Source organism: Methanospirillum sp., from assembly GCF_035406105.1.
Lineage (GTDB): Archaea > Halobacteriota > Methanomicrobia > Methanomicrobiales > Methanospirillaceae > Methanospirillum.
In genome coordinates, this window is sequence record NZ_DAONKG010000131.1 from 1 (window position 1) to 7111 (window position 7111).

Here is a 7111-nt window from a genome sequence, read left to right on the forward strand (position 1 = left end):
CACAGACCGGGGGAACCAGCACGAAGGTCAGGGAAGGATATATCACCGTATCACCGTCAGGTGGTATTGTTGCAGACTTTGTGGGGACACCGACCAGCGGAAATGCACCACTGGCAGTCCAGTTCAGTGACCGATCCCAGGGTGGGCCGACCATGTGGGCATGGGACTTTGGAGACGGCGGAACAGCACTGGTTGCAAACCCGGTCCATGTATACCAGCAGGCCGGAAAGTATACTGTCAGTCTGACGGCAAGTAATCAGGCGTCATCCAATACTGCAGTCAAATCTGATTATATCACGGTCTCATCAGGACCGGTTGGATCCGGATCCATCAGGATCATCTATGCACCTGACCGGTCAACTGTATACCTTGATAACGCTCTCAAAGGAGAGACAAAGTTCCTGCAGACATTCAGAATAGAAAACCTCCAGGCAGGAACCTATCAGCTGAAGATTACCAAACCTGGATTTACCGATTACTATGTGAATGTACCGGTAACATCAGGCAGGGCAACAGATGTTGTCGCGGATATGAGACTACAACCAAGCCAGAATGGTATCCTGAGTGTCTACACCTACCCGGCAGGATCATCCGTATATGTGGATGGAGTACTGGCAGGTACAGGTCCGCTCTGGCTTGCAGATGTTACGCCGGGTGTACATCAGGTACGGGTAACCTCTCAGGGGTATCTTGACTGGAACCAGGCTATTGATGTGAAGGGCGGCGGGAGTGTGAATTACGTGACTGCTGCTCTCTATCCCTCATGGTGGACACCCATTTACGGATATGTCATGATTTCATCAATGCCTGGAAACGGAGTTGCATATCTTGACGGCGTGGTCCAGGGAAAAACCCCGGTCACGCTTTCACAGGTCACTCCCGGTCAGCATACCATCAGAATCGAACTGCCAGGGTATCAGCCGTGGGAGCAGGTAATCAACGTTATGGAAGGAAGAACATCCTATGTCCTTGCCCAGATGACCACAGGGGGTAGTAGTGGTACTCCCCCGGTGATTGTTGCATCAGCAGGGAATACAACCAATTAATTTTTTTTCTGTTCCTCCGGCAAGGAGGCCCAAAGCATTGTAAAACCAGGTTATCAAAAAACATGGGCCCGCTGAGATTCGAACTCAGGATCTCCGCCGTGTGAAGGCGACGTCATAACCAGCTAGACCACGAGCCCCTATGATGACGAACACCAGTCTGAATCTATTCTGGAGTGTCAGATACAATGATGCTCTTATAGGTATGTTGTAAAGACATATAAATCACATCCAGAATTTTCCAAAAACCATATTTTATTACCAATTGATGACCAAAAAAATCACACTGTGATTGCGGAAAAAATTATGATGAGGTTTTCTTTAAAAACCAGGCCATATTCCGTGCAAGGTTTCTCATGGTCTCAAGGCCTTCCACATCATTTCTGACATCACCAGGAGAAAGACCCAGCCCCAGATTCCAATAGGTCGAACCTACGGTAAACATACCGCTTATTCCAAACAGGTGATTTATGGTGTCATATGCATGGGTTGCACCGGCCCGACGGACCGCTACGACGGCTGCTCCCACTTTCCGGTTAAATTTTCCACCGTTTGCTATGGCAACAAATCCGGCACGGTCGATAAGCGCCTTCACCTCGACTGATACATCGGTAAAGTAGGTCGGCGTTCCGATGATGATCCCGTCCGCTTCAATCATTTTCTGAATACACTCATTGACAAAGTCATTGTCTATGACACACCGGTTATCCTTCATTTCAAAACATTTCATGCAGGCTGTGCAGCCATGAACCTGTTTTCCCCCGATCTGGATAATTTCGGTTGATATTCCCTCTTTTTCAAGTTCTTCACAGACAGTTTCCAAAAGAATGCGGGTATTCCCTTCTTTTCTCGGACTTCCATTAAATGCAACAACCTTCATTCTTTACCTCCGACTCAAAACAGGGGCTGTCACACAAGCCATGCATCCATTCCAGAAATGACTCTGATCAACCCTGTCCTTATTTCCATTCTGCTTTGTCTTCATTTGTAAATTATCACCATTCTCTTTTCACGTTAATTCACCATGGATATCCTCTATCTCATTTCTGATAAACGAATAATAGCTCCTAATCAGATGCACTATCCATATGTGGACTCGTGCAATAAAACGCATGCAGTGTGATACAATATATACTCACGAAAATCCGGATATACCAGCGCTCTATCAATTTAACTCTTAAATATTGCATGGCCAGGAAGAATCCTATGTCCATTCCGCGGCATTGAGATCTATTCAGTCTGTTTCACCCATTTTTCAGATGATGGATCAAATACTCTTCCCATCAATTCTCAAGATGTGATATTCAAATGGTATCTGGATTATCTGAACAAAAGTACTCTCTGATTCACAATTACCAGTACAGAAAACACATCATTTCGGTGAAAAAAAGTCAAGTGGATTCAAACCACTGTTCGTATGCACCGATCGGGATTCGAACCCGAGCTATTGGCTTGGAAGGCCAAAGTCATACCTCTAGACCATCGATGCAGATGCTCTATAGCGTTGAGCATTGTAACATATAATACTTCCTTAATCATACTGACGCAATCCTTCTGATCATCGAAATCAAATAATCATCTATGCAGATAGAGGGAGTCCTGCTCGACATAGATGGTACATTAATGACCGGTAATGACCCAATACCTGGTGCCGATACTGCAATCAGGTTTCTTCAGGAAAAAAACATCCCTTACCGGTATATCTCAAACGGAACACGAAAATCACGAAAGAATGTACTGAAAAAGTTGGAGCGGATCGGGGTGAAAGTCTCTGTTCATGAGATTTATACGCCGGCCATCGCTGCGATCCAATATCTTACGGATCATTCTATAAAGGCCTGCAATTTTCTGATAACTACAGATGTGATGGAAGACTTTCAAGAAGCCGGGATAATCCATGATCCGAAGGCTGCTACGGTTGTTGTTGGTGATGCCGGTGACGAGTTTACGTATGCATCAATGAACGCAGCATTCCGTTCCCTCATGCAGGGAGGGAGCCTCATTGCTCTTGAAAAGGATCGATACTGGAAGGACGTTGATGGCCTTTCGCTCAGTGCCGGCCCATTTGTCACTGCTCTGGAGTACAGTTCCGGATCAACTCCAATACTCCTCGGAAAACCATCCAGGGAATTCTTTCTGAATGCAATAAAAGACTGGAATATCATAAAAAAGAAGATACTTATGATAGGAGATGACATTATGACCGATGTCAGGGGAGCACAGGACGCGGGACTCCTGGGAGCAATTACATTCACCGGAAAATTCAGGTCTGAAGATATCGATACCTGCCCGGTAAACCCGGATTTCGTTATAAATTCCATAGAAATCCTCCCCGTTCTCTTAGAAAGATCGGAAAACGTCAGAACTTCTCATCAGAAATCAGAGTGATAAAGAGGAACAACATATAACGTAGGAAAGGAAGGGCAGAACCATGCAGAATATTCAGATGACGGATCTCTCACCTGAAGATCAGAAACGACTTGCTCTGACCGGTCTTGAGGTTGACATGAAGAACAGGTCGGGCAGTTTCTTTCAAAAGGATCAGGATGTCTGCCATATCACATCCGATTGTGAAGGAATTGAGTTCCTGACACTCGCCATGGCGCTGGAAAAATATCCCTGGGTTTCTGACTATGTCTGGAGGGCGGTTCCGAAAGATAAGGATAAATATACCAGATATGTTGCATCACGGCCTGATCCGAAAGGATTTGTGATCATTGCAAAAAAGGGGACAAAGAGTATCTACCCTTTGCAGGCCTGCCTGCTGCTTTCAGATTCCGCCGTCCAGCACGTGCATAATATCGTCATCGCCGAGGAGGAGGCAGAACTGCATATCATCTCCGGTTGTACCAGCTCAACCGGACGGACGAGCGGGGCACATCTGGGGGTAACTGAAATCTATGTTGGAAAGGGTGCCAAAGTCACATCCACCATGATACATAACTGGGGGAGAAATATTGCCGTATTCCCACGATCTGCAGCAATTGTTGAAGAAAACGGAGTATTTCTCTCAAATTATGTCTGCATGGAGCAGGTCAGGAAGATCCAGATGGCCCCGATCTGTCACCTCAAGGGAGAAGGAGCAGTCGGAAGATTCTCAAGTGTGGTCGTCTGCACACCCGGATCATATATGGATCTTGGATCAACCGCAGTACTTGATGCAAAAGGGACCAGCGCAGAACTGATCACTCGTGCCATCACTACCGGGGGGACCATCCTTTCACGGGGCAGAATTGACGGGAGAGTCAGGGGCACAAAAGGGCATATTGAATGCAAGGGTCTTATCCTGAAAGACGGTACCATCCATGCAATACCGGAGATTAAAGGAGATGTTGTTGATACCGAACTCTCCCATGAAGCAGCAGTCGGAAAGATAGCCCGTGACGAGATCGAGTACCTGATGTCACGGGGCCTTGACGAAGAAACCGCCACTGCTACCATCATTCGCGGATTTTTGGATGTAAAAGTGGACGGGTTGCCGGAGGTGCTCCAGAACCAGATTAATGCAGCCATCGATGCCGCGGAGAAATCAGGTTTTTAAATGGATTCCAGAGCAGCAGAACGGGAAGAGATGGTGCGATGGCAGATCGAGGCACGGGGTGTGAAAAACCCGCGGGTACTTCAGGCCATGCGTTCTGTCCCTCGTCACCTGTTTGTCCCGGAATCATATGCCCGTGAAGCATATCAGGACTATCCCCTTCCCATTGGGAATGGTCAGACGATATCCCAGCCCTATATCGTTGCGGTTATGACTGAACTCCTCTCACCGGAGAGGGGCGACCTCATCCTTGAGATTGGAACCGGTTCAGGATATCAGGCGGCCGTCCTTGCTGCCTGTGGCGCACAGGTCATCTCAATTGAGAGAATTCAGGCAGTTGCACGCCTCGCAGAGGAGAACCTGAAAAACGCAGGCATCCACAATATCCAGGTGCTCTGTATGGATGGAACGGCAGGATACCCGGATAAAGCTCCATATAACGGGATCCTCATAACCGCAGCAGCTCCCCGGGTACCAGCACCACTCCTTGAAGAACTGGCAGACGGCGGAAGACTCGTTGCTCCGGTTGGTGATCAGCATATCCAGGAACTCATCAGGGTGATCCGTACCGGAGATGAATACCATACAGAACGTCATGGAGCGGTCCGATTTGTGCCTCTCATTGGCATGTATGGATGGAAGAATGAAGAGTGGTAGAATCAATGCATCCAATAAACAGTGCAGTACAGGCCTTAGTGCCCATGATGGAAGAGTGCGGGATTGCAGAAAGCCCGGTCCTGCTGATACCTGACTATGATATCCCCCGGTGCGCCTATGAGAGCGGTGTACCGATTCAGATTATTTTTGGTGGACGATCTGCGGTATTTGTTGCCGACGAGATCATAAAGGCAACCACCAAGGCTTCTTTTATGGCCAATGCTCCTCTGAAAAAACCATCACAACGGGCAGCAGCAGCCGGCATTATGAATGCGGTCACCGGGTTTTTATGCACCGTCAGAAAACTCCACGCATGCAGGCAGGAGGATCACGCACCATGCAGGACAGAACTCATAAAAAGGATTTTGAATAACCGGATTTATTGCTGCGGGGCGATGCCTGATGTACGGAAATTGGCAGATCATGCTCTTGTTAACCAGCCTGAAGATGCCGATCTCATTTTCATTACCGGTGACGGACTGACCGCGGATGATGCACGTATCCTGTCAGATCTTCCGCAGGAGAAATTGCTGTACTTGGGGCCATCCACGGCCGGGACAGCACATCTTCTTCATTGTGAACATTTCTGCCCGTTCGGAAGAGGGAACCTTCAAACATCTGAAGATTGAACCAATCTGGTATGCTGTTCGGCTCTTCCGGGATTCGCCGGAGATATGATGATGCCCTTATTGGTCTTGCACTCCAGGTAGGAAAGGCGATTGGAATAGATGCCGGCCGGGTAGTAATCGGACGTGATACCCGGACCACCGGATCGCTTATATCTGCTGCGTTCTGTGCCGGTGCTCTGGCCGGAGGCGCACGGGTGTACGATGGGGGCATCGCTCCGACCCCGTCCGTTGCATACAGTGGCAGACATGCTGATGCAGCCTGCATGATTACGGCATCCCATAATCCAGAACCATATAATGGATTAAAACTCTTCAACCCGGACGGGTCGTCATTTTCAGCAGCCAGGCAGAAAGCTGTAGAGGAGAATCTTGAAAAAATCAGCTGGAAAGACTGGAAGCACCAGGGGATAATAATTCCCGCATATCCGGCAGAAGAACACAGCAGGGCAATATCCGGGATGATTGAGATAAAGGAGGGACTCAAAATCCTGGTAGACTGCGGGAACGGGGCAGGTTCGGTTCTCACCCCCCGGATGCTCAGCCAGATGGGTGCACAGACTTTTGCGTTAAATGCAAATACTGCCGGTATTTTTTCACGCCCTTCAGAACCCCTGCCTGAGCATCTGCCCTATATCCCCTCTCTTATAAAAAAAACAGGTTCGATATGCGCAGTGATTCATGATGGGGATGCTGATCGGATGATGGCGTTTGATAAAAATGGAACCTTCATCCCTGGCGATACCCTGCTTATCCTTTTTGCAAAATATCTGGGGGCAAAACAGGTCGTAACCACCTATGATGCATCCATGGCCATAGAGGAGGTTGCAGAGGTCAGACGAACACCTGTCGGTGATGCATTTGTGTCTGAGCAACTGGTCCGATGGGGGGATTTTGGGGGTGAGCCATCAGGCGCATGGATATTTCCCCGAATCTCCCGGTGTCCTGATGGGCCCTATGCTGCAGCTCTCCTCTGTGAAATGGCTGGAGAATGGGATCTTCCTTCAGAGATTGCAGCAATACCCTCATACCCGATTCTCAGGAGATCATGTGAGGTTGAGAATGCCCATGATGTACTGTATGCCCTGGGTGCGGTAAATCCAACAGACGGGATCCGTATCGAGGAAGAGGACGGGTGGTGCCTGATTCGGGCGAGCGGGACTGAGCCAAAGATCCGGTTTACCGCAGAAGGAAAGACCATGGATATCGCAAAAGAGCTTCTCAGGAAAGGTGAGGATATGGTCAGG

Annotated in this window: 7 protein-coding genes and 2 tRNA genes; 6 read left to right on the forward strand and 3 right to left on the reverse strand. The window is 48.5% G+C overall.

What is annotated here, in order from left to right; translation table 11 throughout:
- A partial coding sequence (locus tag PLA23_RS08645; RefSeq protein WP_324474880.1) for a PEGA domain-containing protein occupies positions 1-1046 on the forward strand: 1046 nt, incomplete at its 5' end.
- Positions 1047-1109: 63 nt separating this feature from the next.
- Here the strand turns inward: PLA23_RS08645 and PLA23_RS08650 are convergent.
- From PLA23_RS08650 to PLA23_RS08660, 3 genes are all read right to left on the reverse strand, one after another.
- Positions 1110-1183, reverse strand: a tRNA-Val gene (locus tag PLA23_RS08650).
- 164 nt (positions 1184-1347) lie between these two features.
- Positions 1348-1923 (reverse strand): flavodoxin family protein, encoded by a 576-nt coding sequence (locus PLA23_RS08655; RefSeq protein WP_324331903.1) that lies wholly within the window; start codon positions 1921-1923, stop codon positions 1348-1350.
- Between the two features lie 538 nt (positions 1924-2461).
- Positions 2462-2532: transfer RNA gene (locus PLA23_RS08660), tRNA-Gly, on the reverse strand.
- Between the two features lie 92 nt (positions 2533-2624).
- Here PLA23_RS08660 and PLA23_RS08665 point away from each other — a divergent pair.
- From PLA23_RS08665 to PLA23_RS08685, 5 genes are all read left to right on the forward strand, one after another.
- The gene (locus PLA23_RS08665; RefSeq protein WP_324474881.1) at positions 2625-3431 is read left to right on the forward strand and encodes a TIGR01458 family HAD-type hydrolase; all 807 of its coding nucleotides are present in this window, start codon (positions 2625-2627) and stop codon (positions 3429-3431) included.
- Between the two features lie 58 nt (positions 3432-3489).
- Positions 3490-4584, forward strand: coding sequence for a SufB/SufD family protein (locus PLA23_RS08670; RefSeq protein ID WP_502883614.1), 1095 nt, complete (start codon positions 3490-3492; stop codon positions 4582-4584).
- A complete protein-coding gene (locus tag PLA23_RS08675) occupies positions 4585-5238 on the forward strand; it encodes a protein-L-isoaspartate(D-aspartate) O-methyltransferase (protein WP_324328794.1) in 654 nt (217 codons plus the stop codon).
- 5 nt (positions 5239-5243) lie between these two features.
- Positions 5244-5867 (forward strand): hypothetical protein, encoded by a 624-nt coding sequence (locus PLA23_RS08680; RefSeq protein ID WP_324474883.1) that lies wholly within the window; start codon positions 5244-5246, stop codon positions 5865-5867.
- Between the two features lie 11 nt (positions 5868-5878).
- The coding region (locus PLA23_RS08685; protein ID WP_324474884.1) for a phosphopentomutase/phosphoglucosamine mutase at positions 5879-7111 on the forward strand (1233 nt) is incomplete at its 3' end.

Bases quoted from the DNA above. Each gene is read 5' to 3' on its own strand.
- PLA23_RS08655 (WP_324331903.1), bottom strand. From the start codon at position 1,923: ATGAAGGTTGTTGCATTTAATGGAAGTCCGAGAAAAGAAGGGAATACC.
- PLA23_RS08665 (WP_324474881.1), top strand. From the start codon at position 2,625: ATGCAGATAGAGGGAGTCCTGCTCGACATAGATGGTACATTAATGACC.
- PLA23_RS08670 (WP_502883614.1), top strand. From the start codon at position 3,490: ATGACGGATCTCTCACCTGAAGATCAGAAACGACTTGCTCTGACCGGT.
- PLA23_RS08675 (WP_324328794.1), top strand. From the start codon at position 4,585: ATGGATTCCAGAGCAGCAGAACGGGAAGAGATGGTGCGATGGCAGATC.
- PLA23_RS08680 (WP_324474883.1), top strand. From the start codon at position 5,244: ATGCATCCAATAAACAGTGCAGTACAGGCCTTAGTGCCCATGATGGAA.